Consider the following 22,592-nt stretch of genomic DNA (forward strand, 5'->3'; position numbering starts at 1 on the left):
TTATAGAAAAAGAATCCCAAAATTATTTTCGGAATTATTACTCTTTTTTTAACTTTTTCTACTTCTTGTCTACATCATATTTACTTCAATTATCCTTTTGTTTAAATTAAATGAAAGAACTGCATGGGAATCTTTACAGAGGGGCTGCATGAAAATGAATGTCTTATTACTTGATGATGAACCATTAGAGTTAGAACAACTAGAATACTTGTTGCAATCTGAATTTCCTTCATGGAAATTTTTTAAGGCTTCCGATGCTAGTCAAGCACATTCAATTAATCTAAATCATGAATTAGATTTGGCTTTTTTAGATATTAATCTTCCAGGGAAATCAGGCATTGAATTTGGGGAGGAACTGAGACAAAGCAATAAAGATGTGGAAATAATCATGGTTACTGCCTGCCAAGATTTCAGCTATGCTCAGCAATCAATTAGAATTGGGGTTGTTGACTATTTAACGAAGCCTGTTATCGAGAGTGAATTGTTAAAGATTCTATCAAAGTATAAAAAACATCCATTTTCTCAAAATTATTCCAGCCTAATTCAATGCTCTCTCAAAGCTATTCACGAAATGTTTGCTGAAAAAGTCTCTCTTTCAGATATCGCACGGAAGGTTCACGCTAACCCTACCTACCTAAGTCGGAAATTTCACGAAGAAACAGGTCTATCTTTTTCAGAATATTTAATTCAGTATCGCATCCACATGGCGAAACGGTTTTTACTAACGAATCCAAAATGGACTATAGCGGATGTTGCAGAAAACTCAGGATTTAGCAGTCAAAACTATTTTAGTACATTATTTCGGAAAATAGAGGGAGTTTCCCCAACCGAATTTCGGGAGAAGGAAAGAAGTAAATAGCAATTTTTTTAAAACAAAGTCCGGCACTTTTATAAATAGTGCCGGACTTCTGTTATCACCTACTATTGCATACAATGAGATTTACTTAAACATTTGACAATGTGAGTACCTTGTTTTTCATTAATCGCATCCTGTAAACTTTCTGGGTTTGTAATAACAACTTTCTTTCCACCATTTTCTAAGAAGCTTAAGCTAGCCTCAATTTTTGGCAGCATACTGCCTGGTGCAAAGTGGTTTTCAAGAACATATTGTTTTGTCTCTTCAACAGTAATTTTTTCTAAGGCCAATTGATTTGGTTTTCCAAAATTAATACATACTCTTGGAACACCAGTTGTAATAATTAATGTCTCAGCATTGACTTGTTCCGCTAAAAGGCTGGTAGCAAAATCTTTATCTATTACCGCATCAACACCCAAATACTCATTCTCTCTTGTCTTTATAACGGGAATACCGCCGCCTCCAGCCGCAATCACAACGTATCCAGCATCTACCAATGATTTAATGGCTTCTTTTTCAACAATATCAATTGGTTTTGGTGATGGAACCACTCTACGATAACCACGTCCGGAATCTTCCATAAAAGTCCACTCAGGATGTTCCATTTTCATTTCTTCTGCTTGTTCTAAAGTGAAGAACGAACCAACCGGTTTAGTTGGATTTTCGAAATTCGGATCATTAATGTCAACTTCAACTTGAGTAATGATCGTTGCAACTTTTTTATTCATACCTCTTTTAATAAATTCGTTTGTTAAGGCTTGTTGAATTTGATATCCAATACCGCCTTGTGTATCTGCCACACAATTGACAAGTGGCACATCCGTCATACCTGCAATTTCACTTGCAATTTCAGATCTTCTAAGTCCAAAACCAACCTGTGGACCATTTCCATGTGTCACAACTACATTGTATCCTTCTTGAACCATATCTGCGATATTAACTGCGGTTTCCTGAACAGCTTCATATTGATCTTGAACAGAGTCGCGTCCATTGTCCCGAACTAGAGAGTTCCCACCAATTGCAACTATTACTAAATTACTCATTCACTTACCTCCTGTACATCTAATTGTTGTTTTAATAATTCAAGTGATTGGTTCTTATGCAATTGATACAACGGATTGGCTGGATCGTTTGCAATCGCATTTTCAATTGCCTCAATTGCTGCTTCATGCCTTCTGAGGGACCTCAAGCTGTTTGCTTTATGGAAAGAAAAATCATATCTATTTGGCTGAAGTGCTAAAAGCTTATCCATTTCGGTTAGTGCTTCCTCATGTCTTCCTAGTTCTCTTAGGTAATTTGATTTATGGTAACGGTAAAATGTTTCAGCAGGTTCTAATTCACATGCTTTGTCATATTCAGCTAGTGCTTCATCTGGTTTTTTCATTAACCTTAGGCAATTAGCGGTATAGAAATAATAATCAAGATCATTTGGATTAAGGATTAATGCCTTTTGATATTCTTCGAGGGCTTCATCATAACGCTTTAGTTCTTGCAAAGAATAGCCTTTGTAGAAATAATAATCTAGATTATTGGGATCTATCTCGATAGCTTGATTCATTTCTGAGATTGCTTCTTCATACTTATCATCTAAAAAGAAAGCTTTTGCACGGTTTATATATTCATTTTGTTCAACATACTCATTCGTAAGAATCTTTACTACCTTTTCCTGTTTTAATTCTTTGGCATGCTGAAGTGATGACTTCCCATCCCTGTCTGGTAAATTTACATCCGCACCAGCTTTTACAAGTAATTCAATTATCAGGGAGTAAAGACGGCCGCCATTACCCAAAATGACTGACTCTAATAGAGCAGACCAGCCTAAATTGTTGGCGTGATTGACAGGGATACCAGCTTCTAAACATCTTTGTACGGTTTTCAGATAGCCTTTTTCACTGGAAGGCAATAATGCAGTTCCGCCAAATCGGTTTACGCTGTTTAAATCTGCTCCATAATGAAGCATTTCGCTTAAAATTTCATGAAAACCATTAGCACCAGAACAAATAAATGGTGTCAATTGTGTTATATCTCTCGTGTTTACATCACTGTCAGCTTCTAATAACAGTTTTACGACAGGAAGTTGATTTTTCTGTGTCGCAGCCATCAAAGCTGTTCGGCCATCTGCGTCTTTAAAAGCCACGTCTGCTCCATTTTCTAATAATTGTTTTACAGCTTCTATATCTCCACGTTCACTTGCTTGGATTAGCTCCGTGTTTTGATCCATTATAAACATTCTCCCCTTTATCCATTATTCGAGATTAATAATTATCACCTTCGAAAGCCTGAAGAGCTTTAACTATCGAAGGTGAATTCCGAAAAATTTAATTATGCTGCATTTTTTCCGGATTCAGGTTTTGGCTGAGATTTACTACGATCCATCATAAATTTGATAACAAATATAGCTGCAATCATTAGGTAGCCAAAGAAAAATTCTACAGAAGCACCTTTAGCAAATGCGACTGTTGGGGAGTGGATAAATCCTACGATGGACAATACGGCTGCTACTGCTGCTGCGGCAGCACCACGTAACGGTTTATCGTTGATAGCAAAAATTGCTATACATCCCCATAACAGACTGGCAATCGGTGCACCATTTCCTAAATGAGATAATCCTTCGTAATAAACCCCTTTACTGGCAAGTTTATCAATCCCCACAGTACCCGCGGCCGTTCCTGCTGCACCAAGTACATTATTAGCAAGAGTCAGAGCCCAGTTGGCGATCCATGGGAATAATGCAATAAAGATAACCGGTACTTCGAGTTTCGGTGTTTCACGAACCACTTGGTTGGCCGTTACAACTCCGATATAAACTAGGATAGGAGCGATGGCATAAATCGGAATGACCGCTAATAAAAATGCTCCAATACCAAAAAGTGAAAGAATTAACATTGATAAACCCGTTGCCACTGTATAGCCAATACCTGCGCCCATTGATTTCCATCCTGGGTGTCCAACATATACAGTTACTGGATATGGATTTCCAAATAATGCACCAATACAAGAAGCAATACCATTTGTTAACATAACTTGTCTTGTTTGATATTCATCCCCTGCAGTATGGGCACTTTCAATATTCTCTAAGTCAAACACATAGTTAGAAAGACCTAGTGGTATTGCAGAAGCCAAATACGGAAGGGCATGTGGCAACCCTTGCATAAAACCATCAATATTTAAAGATGGAGGATTGAATCCAAAAGATGATAAGGATTGTGAAATCGCACCTGGCTCCATTACACCTAAAGCCCAAGCAATCCCTGTACCTACAGCAAGCAATAAAAACCCTGTTGGAATTTTTGCAAAGACCGGTGATTTACCAAACCAGTTTATAAAAATGATGATTAACACTGCAAAAGCAATCATTGGTGCTTCAAAAGCTTGTAACATCGGATTCATGGCTAATAACAAAAGTCCAAGACCAGACAAACATGATAATAATACAGTCCTAGGAATGACTCTTCTAATCGTATCTCCTAATAGTGAGCCCACTACCAGGATCATTGCTTCTACAAAACACCAAACTAGTGCAATGCCAATCGCAAATTCATAATCTTTTGTTTGGGTATAGACTGGCAATATAACTAAAAATGTTACCGTGAATATGGACGGTGCACTTGGTCCCGAAGGCAATGCTGTTACATCAGTTCTGCCTGTTTTTTTAGCTAGTCGATAAGCAAAAAAGCCATACGCACAACTTGCGATAAATATCCCCATCCCAAAAGCTGGAGCAATTTTCCCGTAAACGACTGCTGATGGAATACCCACGACAAAAATTAATAATGACATCATGGTTAGAAGATTGGTTAAGTTATTAGCGAGTAAGCCGAAATAAGCGGCTAAATCCCCTTTTTTCCAAAATTTAATTGTTTGATCCATTACCTTTCACCTCTAATATGAATTAGTTTGTTGGATGTAAAAAATTGTTCACATTATTGCATACTCTTTTATTTCATTTGCCTCCTTTGTAGCAGAGAATCTTATTTTTCTCTGGAGATTTTATAAATCTAAAAGAGAAATAATAACATTCGGTAACCCCTTACATCCTTAATTTTAGTAGGTAAACCTTTCTAGGTCATTGGCTACCAAAACCAAAAAGAAAGCTGTTCATTTAGGCAAGTTATACAATAATCTATGTACAAAATATGTCTTAGAAAATAGACTAAAAAAACTTAAAAACAGCAGAATATTTTGTTATGTTACACAATCTTTTAATTGCATTATTAGACTATCTTTTTTAGTATTAATTGAAACAATCATTAGACAGGACGTGTAAATAAAAGTGAAGAAAACTGTAATTTATAAAGAAGATGTAAATTTCTCAATAAAGGCAGATTTTTATGGAACTAACCATGAAAATGCTCCTGTCATCATTTATATTCATGGTGGCGGGTTAATTTGGGGAACAAGAGAAGAAATAAGTGAAGAAATGATCAAACTTTATACCAACAATGGATTCTCACTTTTTTCAATTGACTATCGGCTGGCTCCTTCCACAAAGCTGCCGGAAATTCTTGAGGATATTGAAGATGCAATCCCTTGGATTCAAATAGAAGGACCAAAACAATTTTCCATAGACCCGACAAAAATTGCAGTTGTAGGAAGTTCTGCCGGTGGCTTTTTAGCACTTACTGCTGGAACTTTCACTCATAAGCCCCGTGCAATTGTTTCCTTTTACGGATACGGGGATCTAGTTGGGAGTTGGGCAACAAGTCCAAGTAAATATTATTGTCAAAAGGATATTGTTTCTAAGGAACTTGCTTACAAACTTATAACAGATAAAATACTAACTGAGGCGTCTGTAGAAGAACGGTTTCTATTTTACGTTTACGCGAGACAAAATGGGGCTTGGATCGAAGAAATTACAGGTGTAAATCTTTCAAACAATAAAGAAGCACTCTATCAATTTTGCCCGAATCGTAATGTTACAAATGAATTTCCCCCAACTTTATTACTACATGGAACGAAAGATTCGGATGTTCCATACGAACAGTCTGTATTTATGAGGGGAGCCCTTATTAAACAATCGGTTGAAGCAAGACTTATTACGATACCAAATGGTGAGCATGTATTTGATAAAAACTTTGAAGATCCGATTGTTCAACATGCACTTCAACAAGTCATTGATTTTTTAAAAACTCACCTGAATTAAAAATAGCCCAGCAGATTAACAATCTTAACTGGGCCTTTAAATTTAAGTTTGAATCTATTGAATAGTATAAATATATTGTTATTTATTGGATTTATGGAAAAACTCAAACAAATGATCACAATCTTCTCTTTGCTCTACTTTAACCATCTTTAGAACACTTTTATCTTCACCGGTTAAGTACTTTCGTAAATGCATATCAGAGAAGCCATGTTTATCAGCATCTTCACTCGTATTACAGTAATAAACTTCTTTAATACCTGTCCATATAATAGCGGATACACACATTGGACAAGGTTCACAAGTTGCATAGATAACACAATCAGATAAATCCATAGTTCCTAACTTTTTACAAGCCTCACGAATAGCAACCATTTCAGCATGAGCAGATGGGTCAGTATCTCTCATCATTGTGTTGCTTACTACAGCGATAATTTCATCACCGCGTACGATTGTGGCACCAAATGGTCCACCAACTATGTTTGCCATACCAACAAGTGTTGCATCTGCAGCTAATTTCATATAATCCATATCAAAATTCCTCCTTAATGTACTAGTATCATTTCGTGAAAGACTAATTTTTATTTTTACTCTGTAACAGGACCAATATTATCTCTCTTATTTACATAGAGGGTTTATACGCTAAAAACCCTGCAATGAGTAGATATCCCCAAACGGAAGGCATAGCAGTTGTTTGTGCAATTCCGATAGTGCTTGTATGGATTGCACCAACAAAAGTTAAAGCTGCTCCTAGCACTGCGGCAATTATTCCCCTAATAGGCGTGTTACGGATAATAAATACAAATATGCACCCCCATAGAACACTAGTAATTGGAGCACCATTACCAAGGGCAACCAAGCCATCATAAAAGAGTCCGGCATTGTGCAGGGCAAGTGAAGAAACTTGATCGGCACCAGTCCCCACCGACATACCAGCAGCTGAAATGGCATTATTAACAGCAACAAGCTCCCAGTTAGCACCCATGGGAAGAAACAGACAAAGATTACCGGAATTTCAAATTGCTGACTGTTTTTGACAGCTTGATGTCCTGTTACAATCGCAATAAACACGAGCATCGGAACAATAGCGGCAATCGGGATAACAGCTAGCAACAGACCCATAAGACTAAAAATCGATAATAGGAATATGCCAGCAGAGCTAGCAATAGAATAACCTATACCCGCACCAACTTCCTTCCAACCAGCATGACCTACATATACTGTTACTGGGAATGGGTTACCACAAAGGCCGCCTATTGCAGAACAAATACCGTTTGTAAGCATAACGTCTCTAGTATTGTATTCATCCCCAACAACAGCAGCAGCTTCAACGTTTTCAAGATTAAAAATGTAGTTTGCTAACCCTAGAGGTACAGCAGTTAATAAATAAGGTGCTAACCTAAATTATTAATAGAATACAGAAAAAAAGGCTGCCTCACTCCAAAAGATTTGGAAAGATGGCAGCCTAAATGGTGTTTTTTATGTGTCTCATTTCCCTAGCCTAAGGTCAAAGCTGGGTTTTTTTTGAATATTATTGAATGTTTTCACTTAAAGCTAGCATTGCTTTTTCAAAGGCTTCAACTGGAGGATAGGTAATTCCTGCCCCTATCATTCCAATACCTGCATCTTTATGAGCAATCGCCGTATTAATGACCGGCATAATACCTGTTTGGATAACCTTACGAACATCAATTCCTGTCGGAAGTCCCATGAAATCAAGTAATGGAATGGTGATGTTAGAATTTTCTGTTGTAGTGATTTCCTTCATTCTAGTTGAAAAACCAATAGCATCCTCCACTGTTCCACCTACCAATGCAACGATTGCTGGAGCTGTTGCCATCGCAAATCCACCGAAACCGTATGTTTCAGTAATCGCGCTGTCCCCGATATCAAGTCCAGAGTCTTCTGGCTTGTAACCTGCAAACATTGGGCCAATAACTTTTTGTGCAGGGCCAGTAAACCATGTGTTTCCAGGCATTCCGCTAACACGGATACCGAATTCAACACCATTCCGAGCCATAGTTGTTACGATTGTACTGTTCTCAATGCCATGAGCAGCATCAAGTGCACATTTCGCCATTGCCATCCAAGTAGGACCAGAGAAGTAATCACTGCTTGCAACGAAATCAAATACTTCTTTCTTCTGTTCGATTGTATAATCCGTTTGTAAAATATACGGAGTTAAAGCTTGGATTAATAATGTTGTTCCGGCAACATTGCGGTTATGACACTCGTCACCCATATGAAGGGCTTGTGAAAGCATTAAACGTAAGTCAATCCCATTCGGATTTAGTTTCATTGCATCCCGTAAAATAGGGCCGAAAACATCTCGCATCCAAATCAAACGGTCAATAACACTTTGATCATTTGCACCCATTCTCAGGATTTTGGCTAATTGTTCACTTAAGTTTGTATAAGCTATATTGCCATATGTTTTATTTTCAACAATATGCATAAACATAGACGCGGATGTGACACCTGCCATTGAACCTACACAGTTATGTTCATGACATGGTGAAAAGGTAATTTCGCCGGATGCCGCTAGTTTGGCTGCTTCTTCTACATCCTTAGCTAATCCTTCAAACACGATTGCACCAGTAACGGCACCTTTCATTGGACCATTCATTTTATCCCAAGTAATTGGAGGTCCTGCATGAAGTATCGTTGTTTTTGTCATACCTGGTACGCAATTAATAGCTTGATCATATCCAATTAATACTGGTTGAGAATTAATAATTCTTTCGACTGCTAATCTATTAGCTGCTTCTATTTTTTCCATTAGTTCCGGACTCTCAAACTTGTCAAGTGCAGCAATTAAGGCTGGGTTTCCTCTGCCCGGAGGTGTCCATTCTAAATGAATGACTTCAGCACCCTGTTGTAATAAATCATCCTTAAAAGACTCAATTCCTACATTAATAACATGTGGTTTACTCTTAAATAAATCGCTAATTCGACTCATGCCTATTCTCCCTTCACAACAAATTCTCTAGCCAATAATCCTGCATTTTGCATGCTGCTGGCATGTGTTACTCCTGCAGCTAATAATTTGTCAATTTGCTCTTGATAATTTTGCGGATCTAATTCTGTTCCAAGAACATATCCAATTATCTCTAAATGTCTACCTTCTTGTTCCGCTTGTTGTTTCGCTTCAATGATTGCTGGAAGGAAAGCTCCAACTGGATCTTCATGTGCCCCATAACCTATAACAAAGTCCATTACGATAGCACCAACAGATGGATCTTTTGCCTCCTGAACAAATCTTGCAAGACGTGTAGATGGATCAATCATTGGGTGTGGTTTTCCTTGTGTGTATTCGTCATCACCAAAGTCGATGAAAGTGTGCTCTTGGCTTGTATATCGGTCCTTTAAACGATACTCTGGATTTCTTTGGATATTGCTGTAAACATTATCAAATTTCTCCATTGCTGCATGCATAGCTTCATCTGCCAGAGTTCCGCCGCTGAAAAGTCCACGAACATATTTCTGTTCAGAAGTTAACTTTGTCCGAACTTCTTCAATAAGTGGGATGTTTAATGCACGCTTGTTTAACTTGCTTTCGTCTGCTCCAGCTAATAGTACTGCTTTAAGTGCTGCTTCTTTAGACATTTTCGCAAAATGTGCGCCAGCTGCAATTATTTTTTCTTCATTCCCGCCAACAAACCAAACGACAACTGGTTTTTTACATGTTTTGATTTTCGCTAATACTTTTTCTTCCACACTAGGTGCAGGTGGCTTGGAAATAACGACAATAACTTTTGTCTCTTCATCGTCTTCAAGTGCCTGAATGCCATCTAGCATCATAATTCCGCCAACTTCTTCTTTTAAATCTCTACCGCCTGTTCCAATCAATTGCGAGATACCAAAGCCAAATTCGTGAATGCGGACGCTTACTTCTTGGCTGCCTGTTCCTGATGCTCCAACAATACCGATATTTCCTTTTCTAACCGCATTTGCGAAGCAAAGGGCTGTATTGCCGATAATCGCTGTTCCACAGTCTGGTCCCATCATAAATAAACCTTTTTCATGTGCAAATCTCTTTAATTCAATTTCATCTTCAATGCTTACATTGTCGCTAAACATCATGACATGTAAATCATTTTCAAGAGCCTTTTTCGCTTCTCTAGCCGCGTAAGCACCATTTACAGCAATAATGGCTAAATTAGCTTCTGGGTTACTTCCTGCAGCAGAAGAAATAGTAGAATATTTAATGTCATTTGTCCCTTTTTTACCTGAATTCTTTTTCGTAAATAATTCATTTATTTTTTTGAAAGCGGTTTCGCATAATTCGTCAGTTGCTGCTTTAACAACAATAATTAAGTCACTTGCCCCCGCTACCTCTACTTCAGGTGTCAGTAAACCGACATTTTTCATTACCTCTTTATTCATTTCCGTACCCATAGCAATAATGGCCTGTTCCACTTCTTCAATTTGATTTGCTTTAGTGGAAAGCGACATTAAAGATACTGAATCGAAATATGTGTTTGGCTTAATCAAAGCTTGTACTAACATACTTTACCTCCTGCTCTAATAGTGGCCTCCATTCCGAAAACAATGCCATATGCTATATCTGTCCCGGATGAAGAACCTATGTTTAATAATTTATTTAATGAGAGAATTAAGTCCTGATCATCCTCAACTAATATCGAGTTTAGTAATGAAATAATAGAATCTCTCACTTTACCATTGGCTGCTTTTTTCAAAGTCATGTAACTAATGTCATTCGTTAAGGTTCTTGCTTTCTTTAAAACATCTTCACAAAATGATCGGTAAGGGTAAAAAGGGCTGTTTTTCATATTAAAAATGGTAAATAATCCAGTTAAAAAATCATCCCCAGAAGGAGTTAACCCTGGTCCAAGACCTACAAGTGAAACCGCATGCGAAAAGGCAGATGAAATTCGATCATTTATTAATTCATTGAAAAGTAAAAGAGTTCTTTTCTCAAGCAAATTCGAGACTTCTGCTTCAAAAGGATTTTGGGGTATGAAGTTCTTTTTTATTCCGCCGCCTACACCGTGAATGTTAATATATTCCTTCACTTTCATTACATTTTGTTTCAGGATTTCTACATTAGGTGTGTAGGATGGTAAAATACTTTCCCATATATTGACCTTTTCAATTGAAATAGTGAGCCTATCCCCAATATATAAGAGATTATTCTCAACATGTACCCGGTCATCCACAACAATATTTATGGACTTCATATTATCAACATCAATGATTAACGTATTAGGGCCGTTGTCCAGATTGCTGCATGCAATGGTATATAAGTCCCCATTTTCAAAACATTTAATATTTAATGTCCGATTGAATGTACTATGCACAAAACCAGTGAATTTCGAGTTATTAAATTCCTTTATAAAATCTGTATCACCAGAGATTGCATTTATCACGAATAACACCCCATAAATCCAGAATCATGCAGTCAAATTAACTTTGAGTAGATCGAACCTCCTTTTGAAAAAGAAAGTTTGTAAGCATTATCATAAAATCAGTACAGATTTGGAATTAAATTTGTATGCAAAACCCTAAAAAAAGACATGTTAGTCTATAGGAGCATTGAACAATTTTAGATAACAAACTAAAATGCTTACATGTTTATTTTAGATATATTGCATAACACCGTCATCGTTTAACAAATCCAAAAAGCCATGCATTCAATTGTGCAAATCGTACAATGAATTGTGATTAAATTATGTCAAAGAACAGGGAGGGAGAATAGGATCCAGTAAAAATACCCACATAAAATAATTAAAGGGAAAAAGGTTAAAATTTAACCTTTTTCCCTTTAGCTATACTTTCTTTAAATCTACAAATATTTTCGATGAACGCCTTTTCCATCATATGAAAACAACATTCTTCGATCTTCAATCATCGTTTCAATGTGAACCGGTCTTCCCCATAATTGTTGAATATATGGTAATACTTTCTCAAGATATTTGACATCTAATTCTACATCTTCATACCAATGCTTTAAATAAAGTTCACCATTCTTCAAATAGTCCCCATCATTGACAGTAATGTATGGGAAACCTCCATTTACACGCATATTAACCAACTGATCACGAACATGTTCCCATGTTTTATCAACAATTTTATAATCCCTTCCTTGTTTCTGAAAAAGATACATATCTTCTCTCATTACAAGGTCTTTGTTTAAATAGTTCCGCAAAAACGATATATCTGATTCAACTTCGCGGACTTCAAACATCTTCTCTCGGCCAGAACCAGGCGAAACCCCTCTTCTGATCATATCCTCTGTTGGGTTATTATACCGCTCCTCAATATCCTCAAAAATTTTAATACCTAGGTAATAGGGATTGATTCCTGTTTTTGATGGCTGCACAACTCCGGCATTTAATTTTGCAAACTCAATTGCTTCACCACTAGTTAGGTCCATTTCTCTGATTATTCGTTGGTGCCAATAAGAAGCCCAACCCTCATTCATAATTTTCGTTTCAAGCTGCGGCCAAAAGTAAAGCATTTCTTCACGCATCATCGTTAAAATATCTCGCTGCCAATCGGTTAGCTCTCTGCTATATGTTTCAATAAACAATAATAAATCCTTTTCAGGTCTTGGAGGAAATTGTTTTTTTCTTGGCTGAGCCGGCTGCTTTTTGTCCTTATCATCTAACTTCCACAGATCATCGTATGGAGAGGCTGATTGTTGGACTTCTTCATCTTCAACATCATCTTCAAGTGACCAAGAAAGTTTAGGTCTCATCAGTGAAGGGTCAATATGTTCATCAATTGCAAGTACGGCGTCTAGAAATGTCTCAACTTCCTTTTTCCCAAATTGAATTTCATAACGGCGAATTCTTTCAGCTGTAGCTGCCATGCTTTCAACCATATCCCGCTTCGTATTTTGGAAACGGACATTATTCTTAAAGAAATCACAATGAGCAAGTACGTGAGCGACGATTAATTTGTTTTGAATGAGCGAATTGGAATCCAATAAGAAGGCATAACAAGGATTTGAATTAATAACAAGTTCATATATTTTACTTAGACCTAAATCATAATGAAGCTTCATCTTATGAAATTGCTTCCCAAAACTCCAGTGTGAAAATCTGGTAGGCATTCCATAGGCACCAAATGTGTAAATGATTTCTGCTGGGCAAATTTCATATCGCATTGGATAAAAATCTAAACCAAAGCCTCGTGCAATTTCGGTAATCTCACTAATTGCATATTCAAGAGCTTTGCGATCGTCCCCATTCATCGCCATTCCCCCTTTTCCTCTTAACACAATGTATGAAGAAAATCTGGGAATGATGAAACAAGATGTTAAAAACAACAAGTCTATCTGCTTATTTTGGCTTTTTTCAAATTCTTTGCTTCTTCTGCAAGGGTGAGTCCCACATATTTATTTCTTTCCCATTCGGTCTCAAAGAGTGACAGCGGCGGGGATGTTTCTCCAACAAGTGGACTAATTTCGATGGTTATTGCCGGACGATGATAGTGAGTGATAAACCAATCGGTAAATCCTCCTCCTGTGGCATGTTTAGGCGGCTTACCAAGCTTATATCCGGTCAATTTTGACACCTTTTTAGCAATTTGTTTATCACGATGAAGATGTTTGCCATTCTGATATTTCCAAAAAACCTCTTCACCCGAGGAATGATATGCCACTGCAATCTCTGGATTGATTTCGCGAATGAATTGTGTTAATGCCCTTACCTCTTTAGCTTCTAGGGGTTTCCTGCCTTTGAAAAATTGATAAGAAGGGGAATCAGGTTGTTGTTTTAACTTTTTCCATCCAGCAGGATATTGCCTGTTCAAATCAACCCCTAGCCCGTTTGCTTTCCACCTTTCAAAATTGTCTAATCCTTCATTCATGGATAATAGATGTTTTTGGTGATCATATGGGAATTTATTCAGAGTATTTTGTTGAATCGTAACACCATCTGGATTGAGCATTGGAATAAACCAAATCGAAATATCGTTTAAAATATCGGTTGAAAGGCTTCCAAAATTGGTCTGATCTTGAAAGGCTTTAGCGTATCCCTCAAGCTTCTTCATTAAAAGCATGGTGGTCATCCATTCACGGCCATGATGTGCCCCTATAAGAACGATACTTCGCTTTCCTTGACCAAGTTTAATGGCATAGATTGTTCTTCCAAAGTGGGTCTTCCCAATCTCTTTCACTTCAACTTCCTTATAGGTATGATGTATTTTCGAAATATCCTGTTTCAGTATTCCGTACGAATAAGGACGTGTGGTCTCGACAGCCTTTACCTTTGAACCCGGTTCAAATTGTAAAAATAAATACATCAAAATTAATAATAACTTCTTCATATGACCTCCTTGTTAAAATAAAACCAAACCCTTACTTGTTATACAGGTAAAAGTTGAAAACAGCGTAATCTCGGCTTGTCCAACATTTTCTGTGAAAGTTATTTGCTAAATGTCATAAAATAAACTCAACTCCTAGTAAGGAGGAGACAAAACAAATGAATAAAATGGATTATGATCGAGCCTTGTATTATACACATCGATCTGAATGGGATAATTTGCTAATACTCATGGTACGAACAAAAGACCAATTTTTATCAAAGCGGATAGAGCAATTCCTGCATGCCTATCACTTTGAACGTGACTATTCAGTCATTGAAAACAAATTATATTCACTGCTTCGTTACATCGACCATGCAAACGAAACGGTTGAACCTGATAATGAGTTACCGATGTATAGTCTTTCCTGAAAAAACAAGTGGATACTGTTGAGAAATATTTACCAAACCGGACCAAAGAATTCCACCAAAAAACGGCCTCCCTTTTTGGGAAGCCGTTTAATCGTTAATATAATTTTCACTCTACTCCATCATTTTCTAAACATCTAAGTTGTTTAGAAGGTATTTATTTTTCTGTTACCATTTTAACTTTTTCGTCTACCAGTCCCATAAAGTTCTTTTCAATTTGAGATAACTTACTTCTGCTTTCCTCTAAACTATTACTGTTTACTCCAAAATAAAATTTAACTTTCGGTTCAGTACCTGATGGTCTTAAACATACCCATGAGCCGTCTGTGAAAGTATATTTTAATACATTTGATTTAGGCAAGTCGATTTTCTCATCACCGTTGGATGTTTGACGAATCCCTGTTAGATAATCTTCAGACATAGAAAGGGTTAAGTCACCAAGCTGCTTAATTGGTTCAGATCGGAAAGAAGCTAAAATGCGCTGAATTTGTTCTGCACCTTCTTTACCCTTTAAAGTTAATGATCGAAGTCCTTCTTGATAATATCCGTACTTTTCAAATACTTGCATTAATCCTTCATAAAGTGACATACCCTGTTTTTTATAAAAAGCGCACACTTCTACAGCTAAAAGGGCGGCTTGAACGGCGTCCTTGTCACGTGCAAAATCTCCAATTAAATAGCCATAGCTCTCTTCATAACCAAACAAGAAAGTATGCTCACCTGTGTACTCATACTCCTTAATCTTTTCTGCAATAAATTTAAAGCCAGTAAGAACATCAATTGTGTCTAATTTATAGTCCTGGGCAATTTTTCTGCCTATTTCTGATGTAACAATCGTTTTTAGCACTACTCCATTGGAAGGAAGAGTCCCTTTACTTTGCTTTTGTGAAAGGATGTAATCTAACAGTAGTGCTCCTGTTTGGTTCCCAGTTAGTACTACATACTCTCCTTCTGGGTTAAGAACAGCAATCCCTAACCGGTCTGCATCTGGGTCTGTTCCAATCAGCAGGTCTGCACCCACTTTTTTACCATCTCTAATGGCTAGTTCAAATGCAGCATGTTCTTCTGGATTTGGACTTTTTACTGTTGAAAACTCTGGGTCTGGCAGTTCCTGTTCCTTTACAACTCTTACGTTTGTATAGCCCAATGCAGCCAAAGCTTGGCGAACTGGTTTATTGGCTGTGCCATGTAAAGGTGTAAACACAATTTTTACATCTGTTTCATTTGAAATCGATGGGTTTTCAGAAATGGTTTTTAATTTTTCAATATAAGCTTGGTCAATTTCTGCACCAATGGTATTAATTAACCCTAGGGCTCTGAGGTTTTCTTCAGTATCTACTTCTATCAACAATTCATTTTCAATTTCGTTGACTCTTGCAATTACCTCGTCGGCTGCATCTGGAGGCAGTTGACCGCCATCAGAACCATATACTTTGTAGCCATTGTATTCTGGCGGGTTATGGCTTGCGGTTATGACAATCCCCGAAAAGGCATTCAAATACCTTAAGGCAAATGATAATTCCGGTGTTGGTCTTAATTCATCAAATACGTAAGTTTTGATCCCTTTTGTTGCAAGTGTTCTAGCTGCCTCCATACAAAACTCAGGAGACTTATGTCGTGAATCATAGGCGATTACTACACCCTTTTGTTTTGCCTCATTGCCTTGCTCTTCTATGTAAGCTGCTAATCCAGCGGAAGCTTTACGAACAGTATATACATTCATCCGATTGGTTCCTACGCCAATCTCTCCACGCATTCCGCCAGTACCAAATTCAAGATTTTTATAAAAAACTTCCTCAAGTTGTTTTTCATCGTTCTTAATTACTTCAAGCTGCTGTTTTAACTCTTGATTTAAACCAGAGTATTCTATCCATCTGTTTGCATTTTCTTTCCAATTCATGACTAAATCCTCCCTGTTGTTTCTTATTCCTATTGCTTGAATTTCCAATAAACTTACACTGCTTTTTATTTTATATTGAATCTCTGTTATTTCCTAGGGTAATTAGTAATTTTACATAAAAAAAATGCCTGCAATCCGCAGACATTTTTTTCCATATTAAACAAGTAGTTCATTAGCTGCTTTGGTATAAATACTAAATACACTGTTTTTCATATTTTTTGCTTCAACAAATTGTTCAAACTCAAACGGAAAGAAAAGACCAAATTCTTGTAGATTAGTTACATTCTTATTAAATAATGCAGCATACTGATCATCAAGAGTTGGAGACTCTAGTATTGATATTACTGTTTGCATACTTGCCATTACTTGAAAGGCATCCTTTAGAGTATTAAAGTCTTCTGGGGTATGCAATACTCTTAATTGTTCAAACTCACTAATTTCCTTATCCGTAAAATAGAGTGGAAAAACAGTTGAATAGATATACCTCACAAGTTCACAAATTTCTTCTTCTTGACCCGGTGTCGAGGCAAAAACAATTTTCACTTGTAACCCACCTTTGCGATAGCAATAATCTATCGTAATATATATACATAAGAATAGCATATTTGTGGATGAATGTTCGGTGGTAATTATAACCACGGTATATACTGGAGAAATCTCAAGATAAAAGGAGAAAAAATGTTAAAAACAACGCGTAAAGGCAATTGGATGGAAATGATTACACCAAGAGTTTGGGAAGGAAAAACCATTGAGGATATATTTCGTACGGAATGGGAGGTGCCTAAGAAGCTAACCCATCAATTCCGGATGGAACATAACGTTTTAGTAAATGGGATGAAAGCAAATTGGAATATTCCTCTTAAAAACGGGGATAAGGTTCTAATTAAACTATTTGAGGAAGCGGCACCTCCAATCCTACTGGACTTTTTCTATGATATACAGGTCCTATACGAAGACGACCATGTGATTGTTTTTAATAAACCAGCTAATATGAGTACACATCCGAATGATGAAAATGATAAAAATACACTGTTACATGCTGCACAATTTCATGTACAGTCAAACGGTGAAAAAGTGTCGGTGCGTCAAGTACACCGTCTAGACAAGGATACGACAGGTGCGATCCTGTTTGCAAAACACGCATTATCTGGTGCCATCTTAGACAGAATGCTTGAAAAACATCAAATAAAGAGAACGTACCTGGCAATCGTCGATGGTCATATAAAAAAGAAGAAAGGGAAAATATGCGAGCCAATTGGACGCGACAGGCACCACGCAACCAGAAGACGCGTTTCAACCTCTGGGCAAGCGGCCACTACACATTATCAAGTTATTAAAGAGGAAAAAGATCATTCTTATGTCAAATGCTGGCTTGAAACGGGGAGAACACACCAAATACGCGTTCATTTAAGTCACATAGGACATCCTTTAGTAGGCGATACATTATATGGCGGGAAACCGTTATACAAGAGGCAGGCATTACATGCAGCAAAATTAGATTTCACACACCCTATTACTGGTGAAAACATTAGCTGTTATGCTCCATTTATCGATCAGCCACCTATCTTCAAAAATATTGATGTTTATAGCTTATAAGTCATTTTAAAAGACCTCCTGTCTAGGAGGTCTTTCATATTTTTTACTAGTCTGCTTTTCTAAATGCGCGCATTACTAATGATAATAGGAATACCAATGCTACAGATCCAATGATAGCGGGGATAATTGCAAAATCGGCAACATTTGGCCCCCAATCTCCTAATAGTAAAGTACCGAGCCATGCGCCAACAAACCCAGCAATTATATTACCAATAATGCCGCCTGGAATATTTCTTCCTACAATAAGACCAGCTAACCAGCCAATCACACCACCGACAATTAATGCCCATATGAAACTCATTCTGAACACTCCTTTTTGTGATTATTCAATTTATAACACGGTTTTATAATAAAATTAGTTGCCGTGTACGATTAAAGTACCCATTTTTTTGTTTTTTATTCGTAGTTAGATCCCCAGGTTTTTGTCGATACATATTACTATTTTGTTCTGGAGATATTAAAAAAACAATGAATACGGTCCTTATAACAATTTTCGGAAAATTCTTTTGTTAAGTTTTTGTAAATTAGGTTAACTTTTTATGATTTTTTTGTCTATTTTCGGTAAAATGTTGTCCGTTAGTGTAAAAACTTTTTACATACTATTTAGGAGGATTCAAAAATGGCAAAAAAGGTTGATAAATTTTCAGCACTACTAAGTAATATTTCTTCTAACTTAAAGGAAGGCGCGAATTACTTTGCTGATTATAAATTAAAAAATATAAGTGATTTGAAAATCTTCTCTGAAAAAATGAAAGAAATTGAAACAAAGGGAGATTCCTATGTCCATGAGGTGATTAAACAATTAAATGATGCATTTATCACGCCAATTGAACGTGAGGACATTCTTCATCTAGCAAACAGCATGGATGACGTCCTAGACGGTCTAGAAGCGACAGCAGCATTGTTTGAAATGTACTCAATCACTCAAGCAGATGATTTTATGCTCCAATTTGTTGATGCGTTAAAATCAAGTGTCCATGAAATTGATGAAGCGATGGAATTATTAGCGAATAAGAAACTTCCTCAAATGAGAGAACATGCGATTAAAATAAAAGATTATGAATCCAAATGTGATAATATCCTGCGTCAGTCGATTAAGCAATTATTTACAGTAGAAAAAGATCCAATCAGAATTATTCAGTACAAGGAAATTTATGAAAATCTTGAGGACATTGCAGACAGCTGTCAATCCGTTGCAAATACACTTGAAACCATCATCATGAAAAATGCATAAGGAGCTAACAAATGGAAATTTTAATTATTTTAGTTGTCATTGCTGCTCTTGCATTTGACTTCATTAATGGGTTCCACGATACTGCTAACTCAATTGCTACCTCTGTTTCAACAAAGGCACTAAGACCTAGGCAGGCTATACTCTTAGCAGCGATTATGAACTTTGTAGGTGCGATGACATTTACCGGCGTAGCGAAATCCATTTCTAAGGACATTGTTGACCCTTTTACGCTTGAAAATGGCTCAGTGGTTATTTTAGCCGCACTAATATCAGCCATATTTTGGAACCTGTTAACTTGGTATTACGGCATTCCGAGCAGTTCATCACATGCAATCATTGGGTCTATTGCCGGTGCTGCACTTGCATCTGCTGGTTTTGGTGCACTTAACTACAGTGGTTTCTTAAAAATTATCCAAGCCCTTATTCTTTCACCAATCTTGGCCTTTGCTGTAGGTTATATTGTTTACAGTATTTTTAAAGTGGTGTTTAAGAATGCTAATTTAGCGAAGACCAATCGGAATTTTCGTTATATGCAAATAGCGACTGCAGCCCTGCAATCTTATTCACATGGAACGAATGACGCCCAAAAGGCAATGGGGATTATCACAATGGCTCTCATTTCCAACGGTTATCTTGGTGCGAATGCTGAAGTTCCATTCTGGGTACAATTTGCTTGTGCCACGGCAATGGGACTTGGTACTTCCGTTGGAGGATGGAAAATTATTAAAACCGTCGGCGGAAAAATCATGAAAATTCGTCCAATAAACGGGGGGTAGCGGCAGATTTGACCGGTGCAGCAGTAATATTTGGTGCAACTTGGCTACATGTTCCCGTTAGTACAACCCATGTTATTTCTTCCGGTATCTTAGGGGTAGGTGCCTCACACCGATTAAAAGGAGTTAAATGGGATACGGCTCAAAGAATGCTAATCACTTGGGTTATTACGCTTCCGATTTCAGCAGGTATAGCAGCAATTTGTTATTTTATCTTAAATCTTTTCTTTTAAAATAAAAAAAGAGCAATACAAATTCATTGAAGAGGAATTGTATTGCTCTTTTTTTATTCATTTTTACCTATTTTGCCTTTAAAATCATTATACAAAGCGACGATAACTTCAATATTATTATCAATAAAACTTAGCCGTTCTCTTGAAACCATTGTCCATTCATCTGAAAAATTAATTGCTGACAAAATGTGTCTGAAACTAAAGCTATATCTATCGTGTAGCTGGGAAATGACATAACTTACTCCGGTATGTCTCCCTTCATTTTTCAAAATATCTTGTATGTCACTTATGAGCCAATCCGGAGCAACCTCAAGCGTACGTTTCAGCAATAATTCATAATCGTCTTGCAGCATCATATACCTCCCTGATTTTTGCCAAAAAAACTTATAACCTCATCCTATTATACCATACGTTAAGTATACTCCTTATACTCTGTCACCATACAACATCTATAACAGAACGGTTTTGTTCGATAATCCTTTTTTATTTTCAATACTTCTAAATAAAATTCCTATTCATACTTTGTATGTAGGGACAAGTTTGGGGTGATTTTCATTGAAACAAAAAATTATTGCGATGCTGATTGGCAGCTTACTATTAAGTCTCGGAGTAAATGGGTTTTTGGTTCCTTATCATCTGCTCGATGGCGGGGTGATAGGTTTAGGGTTAATCTTTCATTATTTTTACGGATGGCCTACAGGTCTTACTATGATTGTACTAAGTCTTCCTCTCTATATCTTGGCATGGTTTTTTGAAAGACGGTACTTTTACTACAGTCTGCACGGCCTCATAATCTCTTCTTTTTGCATAGATTTACTTTCATTTATCAATGGAAAAATCCAGATTGGTATTTTTCCTAGTACCATTATTGGAGGTATTCTGGTAGGAGTTGGTATTGGTTTAATGCTCCGTTATGATACAAGCACGGGTGGAACTGATTTACTAGCCCAGATAATTACTAAATTTACTTCTGTTAATATTGGGATTATTATATTTCTGATTGACGGACTTGTCATTACTAGCGGGATTCAAGTCGTAGGTTTAGAAAAATTCTTTTATTCACTAGTAACCATTATCTTTGTAGGTTTAATGACTTCACTGACAGTGATTAGAAAACCTGAACCATATTAGGGTCTTAAGAATAAATCTCACAAGGCTATTAAAGGATTTGCCCTTAATAATGGGTCTTGAGGACAATTCTCACAAGGCTACTGAAAGTTTTGTCCTCAATAATGGGTCTTGAGGACAAATCTCACAAGGCTAATAGAAGGATTTGTCTTAATTACTAGAGTTACCTTAAAAAATAAATGAACCTACGCCGGAGTCGTAGGTTCTTACTTTGAATGTTACTGTAATGACTTTACCTTTCTTGTACAGCTTTCCATGGCGGCCAATACGGAACCTCGAAATTGTCTCTTTTCGAGCTCAGCTACGGCTTCTATGGTCGCTCCTCCTGGTGTACAAACATTATCTTTTAGTTCTCCTGGGTGTCTGTCTGTTTCGAGTACCATTTTAGCTGCTCCAAGGACTGCCTGTGCGGCAAGTCGATATGCTTTATCCCTAGGAATTCCCTGCTTAACTCCTCCGTCCGCCATCGCTTCTATCATCATATAGACATAGGCTGGGGATGAACCACTTATCGCTGGGACAGCATCCATTAATCTTTCATCCAGGCTCTCTGTTTTTCCAAACGTATGAAAGAGAAGTTCAACTTCTAATACCTCTTCCTCATTGAGCCTCTCATTCGAACAAATAGCTGTCATGCCTTCGCCGACCAAGGAAGGAGTGTTTGGCATTGTCCTGATTGCTTTTACATTAACACCAAACTCTCTTTCAATATCATCCAATGTAATTCCAGCTGCTATAGTTATAATTATTGAGTCAGAGTGAACGTCATTCTTTATCTCCTGAATAACGTTCGAATGCTGGTCAGGTTTTACAGCTAGAATCAAAATATCTGCAAACCTCGCTACGTCTTGATTATTTTGGGTCGTTCGTATTTGATAGTTAGATTCGATTTTTTCAAGAGTTCCTTCTGTTTTAGCGCTGGCGATAATATTTTCTTTTGGAATCATCTTGGATTTTAGGATTCCTTCTAGCATTGCTTGAGCCATTTTTCCTGCACCGATAAAGCCGATTTTTTTATTCAAACAATTGCACC

Annotated in this window: 21 protein-coding genes and 1 pseudogene; 7 read left to right on the forward strand and 15 right to left on the reverse strand. The window is 37.1% G+C overall.

Annotation, left to right across the window (positions count from 1 at the left end; all coding sequences use genetic code 11):
- Positions 1-154 precede the first annotated feature (154 nt).
- Entirely contained in the window at positions 155-859 is a 705-nt protein-coding gene (locus QFZ31_RS14870; RefSeq protein ID WP_307303941.1) for a DNA-binding response regulator, read from the forward strand.
- Between the two features lie 62 nt (positions 860-921).
- On the opposite strand, the gene arcC is transcribed toward QFZ31_RS14870, so the two are convergent.
- The 3 genes from arcC to QFZ31_RS14885 all read right to left on the reverse strand — a co-directional run bounded on the left by arcC (position 922) and on the right by QFZ31_RS14885 (position 4,726).
- Complete coding sequence (arcC, locus tag QFZ31_RS14875; protein ID WP_307303943.1) at positions 922-1,899, reverse strand: carbamate kinase; 978 nt, start codon at positions 1,897-1,899, stop codon at positions 922-924.
- Positions 1,896-3,077 (reverse strand): tetratricopeptide repeat protein, encoded by a 1,182-nt coding sequence (locus QFZ31_RS14880; RefSeq protein WP_307303944.1) that lies wholly within the window; start codon positions 3,075-3,077, stop codon positions 1,896-1,898. The genes arcC and QFZ31_RS14880 overlap by 4 nt, the downstream gene beginning before the upstream one ends.
- 101 nt (positions 3,078-3,178) lie before the next feature.
- A complete protein-coding gene (locus QFZ31_RS14885) occupies positions 3,179-4,726 on the reverse strand; it encodes a xanthine permease (RefSeq protein ID WP_307303947.1) in 1,548 nt (515 codons plus the stop codon).
- Between the two features lie 403 nt (positions 4,727-5,129).
- Between QFZ31_RS14885 and QFZ31_RS14890 the strand changes: the two genes are divergently transcribed.
- Positions 5,130-5,999 (forward strand): alpha/beta hydrolase, encoded by an 870-nt coding sequence (locus QFZ31_RS14890; RefSeq protein WP_307303950.1) that lies wholly within the window; start codon positions 5,130-5,132, stop codon positions 5,997-5,999.
- Between the two features lie 78 nt (positions 6,000-6,077).
- On the opposite strand, the gene QFZ31_RS14895 is transcribed toward QFZ31_RS14890, so the two are convergent.
- From QFZ31_RS14895 to QFZ31_RS14925, 7 genes are all read right to left on the reverse strand, one after another.
- Positions 6,078-6,527, reverse strand: a complete 450-nt coding sequence (locus QFZ31_RS14895) for a nucleoside deaminase (RefSeq protein ID WP_307303952.1) — start codon at positions 6,525-6,527, stop codon at positions 6,078-6,080.
- 91 nt (positions 6,528-6,618) lie between these two features.
- Positions 6,619-6,981: a hypothetical protein gene (locus QFZ31_RS14900; RefSeq protein ID WP_307303954.1), complete on the reverse strand. Its 363-nt coding sequence runs from the start codon at positions 6,979-6,981 to the stop codon at positions 6,619-6,621.
- A gap of 546 nt (positions 6,982-7,527) precedes the next feature.
- Complete coding sequence (locus tag QFZ31_RS14905; protein WP_307303956.1) at positions 7,528-8,955, reverse strand: DUF1116 domain-containing protein; 1,428 nt, start codon at positions 8,953-8,955, stop codon at positions 7,528-7,530.
- Positions 8,956-8,957: 2 nt separating this feature from the next.
- A complete protein-coding gene (gene fdrA, locus QFZ31_RS14910) occupies positions 8,958-10,505 on the reverse strand; it encodes an acyl-CoA synthetase FdrA (RefSeq protein ID WP_307303957.1) in 1,548 nt (515 codons plus the stop codon).
- Positions 10,499-11,386, reverse strand: a complete 888-nt coding sequence (locus QFZ31_RS14915; RefSeq protein WP_307303959.1) for a DUF2877 domain-containing protein — start codon at positions 11,384-11,386, stop codon at positions 10,499-10,501. Before QFZ31_RS14915 ends, fdrA begins: the two co-directional genes overlap by 7 nt.
- 416 nt (positions 11,387-11,802) lie before the next feature.
- On the reverse strand, positions 11,803-13,215 hold the full coding sequence (locus QFZ31_RS14920; protein WP_307303961.1) for a SpoVR family protein: 1,413 nt from the start codon (positions 13,213-13,215) through the stop codon (positions 11,803-11,805).
- Positions 13,216-13,295: 80 nt separating this feature from the next.
- A complete protein-coding gene (locus tag QFZ31_RS14925) occupies positions 13,296-14,291 on the reverse strand; it encodes a M14 family zinc carboxypeptidase (RefSeq protein WP_307303963.1) in 996 nt (331 codons plus the stop codon).
- Positions 14,292-14,446: 155 nt separating this feature from the next.
- Here QFZ31_RS14925 and QFZ31_RS14930 point away from each other — a divergent pair, with 155 nt between their 5' ends.
- Positions 14,447-14,698, forward strand: a complete 252-nt coding sequence (locus QFZ31_RS14930) for a YhdB family protein (RefSeq protein WP_179598007.1) — start codon at positions 14,447-14,449, stop codon at positions 14,696-14,698.
- Positions 14,699-14,852: 154 nt separating this feature from the next.
- On the opposite strand, the gene QFZ31_RS14935 is transcribed toward QFZ31_RS14930, so the two are convergent.
- Positions 14,853-16,595, reverse strand: a complete 1,743-nt coding sequence (locus QFZ31_RS14935; RefSeq protein ID WP_307303964.1) for a phospho-sugar mutase — start codon at positions 16,593-16,595, stop codon at positions 14,853-14,855.
- 156 nt (positions 16,596-16,751) lie between these two features.
- Positions 16,752-17,138, reverse strand: coding sequence for a YhcU family protein (locus QFZ31_RS14940; RefSeq protein ID WP_307303965.1), 387 nt, complete (start codon positions 17,136-17,138; stop codon positions 16,752-16,754).
- Positions 17,139-17,273: 135 nt separating this feature from the next.
- On the opposite strand from QFZ31_RS14940, the gene QFZ31_RS14945 reads away from it, so the two are divergent.
- Positions 17,274-18,191 carry an RluA family pseudouridine synthase gene (locus QFZ31_RS14945; RefSeq protein ID WP_307303967.1) on the forward strand — a complete coding sequence of 306 codons (918 nt, stop codon included), beginning with the start codon at positions 17,274-17,276 and terminating at the stop codon, positions 18,189-18,191.
- Positions 18,192-18,237: 46 nt separating this feature from the next.
- Here the strand turns inward: QFZ31_RS14945 and QFZ31_RS14950 are convergent, their stop codons facing one another.
- Positions 18,238-18,492: a GlsB/YeaQ/YmgE family stress response membrane protein gene (locus QFZ31_RS14950; RefSeq protein ID WP_179598013.1), complete on the reverse strand. Its 255-nt coding sequence runs from the start codon at positions 18,490-18,492 to the stop codon at positions 18,238-18,240.
- 318 nt (positions 18,493-18,810) lie between these two features.
- Here QFZ31_RS14950 and QFZ31_RS14955 point away from each other — a divergent pair, with 318 nt between their 5' ends.
- Both QFZ31_RS14955 and QFZ31_RS14960 read left to right on the forward strand, forming a co-directional pair.
- On the forward strand, positions 18,811-19,425 hold the full coding sequence (locus QFZ31_RS14955) for a DUF47 domain-containing protein (protein ID WP_307303970.1): 615 nt from the start codon (positions 18,811-18,813) through the stop codon (positions 19,423-19,425).
- Positions 19,426-19,436: 11 nt separating this feature from the next.
- Positions 19,437-20,431 (forward strand): annotated as a pseudogene (locus QFZ31_RS14960) (anion permease).
- 53 nt (positions 20,432-20,484) lie between these two features.
- Here QFZ31_RS14960 and QFZ31_RS14965 read toward each other — a convergent pair.
- Positions 20,485-20,784, reverse strand: coding sequence for a hypothetical protein (locus tag QFZ31_RS14965; RefSeq protein ID WP_307303972.1), 300 nt, complete (start codon positions 20,782-20,784; stop codon positions 20,485-20,487).
- 223 nt (positions 20,785-21,007) lie between these two features.
- Here QFZ31_RS14965 and QFZ31_RS14970 point away from each other — a divergent pair, with 223 nt between their 5' ends.
- Complete coding sequence (locus QFZ31_RS14970; protein ID WP_179598148.1) at positions 21,008-21,562, forward strand: YitT family protein; 555 nt, start codon at positions 21,008-21,010, stop codon at positions 21,560-21,562.
- 215 nt (positions 21,563-21,777) lie between these two features.
- Here QFZ31_RS14970 and proC read toward each other — a convergent pair whose 3' ends face one another.
- Positions 21,778-22,581 (reverse strand): pyrroline-5-carboxylate reductase, encoded by an 804-nt coding sequence (proC, locus tag QFZ31_RS14975; protein ID WP_307303976.1) that lies wholly within the window; start codon positions 22,579-22,581, stop codon positions 21,778-21,780.
- Between the last annotated feature and the right edge of the window lie 11 nt (positions 22,582-22,592).

The sequence above is a fragment of the Neobacillus niacini genome, assembly GCF_030817595.1.
In the GTDB taxonomy this organism is placed as follows: Bacteria; Bacillota; Bacilli; order Bacillales; family Cytobacillaceae; genus Neobacillus; species Neobacillus niacini_G.